Genomic DNA, 989 nt, shown 5'->3' with positions numbered 1-989 from the left:
GTGAGCCGCCCGCCGATAAACAGGTCGGTTTGGCCATCGCCGTTAAAGTCAGCGGCTTTTACCGTGCCGGTACTGGTAAGCATCTGCGGGAGGGCGGAGGTGTCTTTTAAAAACCGCCCGTTTCCATGATTAATGTACAACCGGTCGGCCAGCAGCAGCGATACCGGCGAGGAGTGATAGCCTCCGCTGGCCACATAAAGATCCAGCAGCCCGTTTCCGTTGGCATCAAAAAACAGGGCGTCCCAATCCTCCTGGTCGCTGTCGGCCTGCCAGGGCTGGGCTTGTGTGGATTTGCTGAAGGTTCCGTCTTTCTGCTGAATGAACAGCGTTCCCGCCGATCCGGCGGCCCCGCCGATAAACACATCGTCGAGCCCGTCCCCGGTTACATCCCCGGCGGCCAGTGGCGGCCCCTGCCGGGAAATCATGTAGGGAAGCAGTGGCTGTACGTCGTAATCTATATAACCGCTGCCCTGACCGGTATGAGCCACTATGTCGGATACCTCTTCAAACGGCCGGTTTTCCGGGCGGACGACCCGGCCGGGCGGTGAGTACTCTCCGGAGGCATCGTCCTGACGGAGGCTGATCATCTGGTTGGCCGGTATGTCTTTGAGCAGCTGGGATTGCCCGCCGGGCCACGTAATCTGCAGGGAATCTACCCGGGCGGAGCCGCCCAGTCCAAAGTGCAGGCGGGGGTCCACCGAGGACATAAACCCGCGGTAGGGATTCTGGTATTTTAGCTGCTGCTGTCCGCCGGCCCAAAGTCTCAGGGAAGCCCCGATGCCGCCGGTATTGGGAGGTGTTCCCTCCAGGCGGACCATCAGGTAGTGCGAGGAATCATCCTCCGCAGCTGTATTCTGGTACACACTGGCCGGGGCGTTGATGTTGTTGATCACCAGGTCCAGCCGCCCGTTGTTGTTCAGGTCGGCGTAGACCGCCCCGTACGAAAAGCCGGGGTCATTCATCCCCCACGCCTCGCTGTGATCGGTAAA

Annotated in this window: 1 protein-coding gene; it reads right to left on the bottom strand. The window is 60.6% G+C overall.

The annotated features are described in order from the left end of the window. The coding region (locus AABW11_RS19990) for an ASPIC/UnbV domain-containing protein (RefSeq protein ID WP_340107100.1) at positions 1–989 on the bottom strand (989 nt) is incomplete at both ends.

It is taken from the genome of Rhodohalobacter sp. 8-1, from assembly GCF_038150125.1.
Lineage (GTDB): Bacteria > Bacteroidota > Rhodothermia > Balneolales > Balneolaceae > SW132.
The sequence above is the reverse complement of the archived record's forward strand: the minus strand, read 5'-3'. Positions and strand labels throughout refer to the sequence as shown.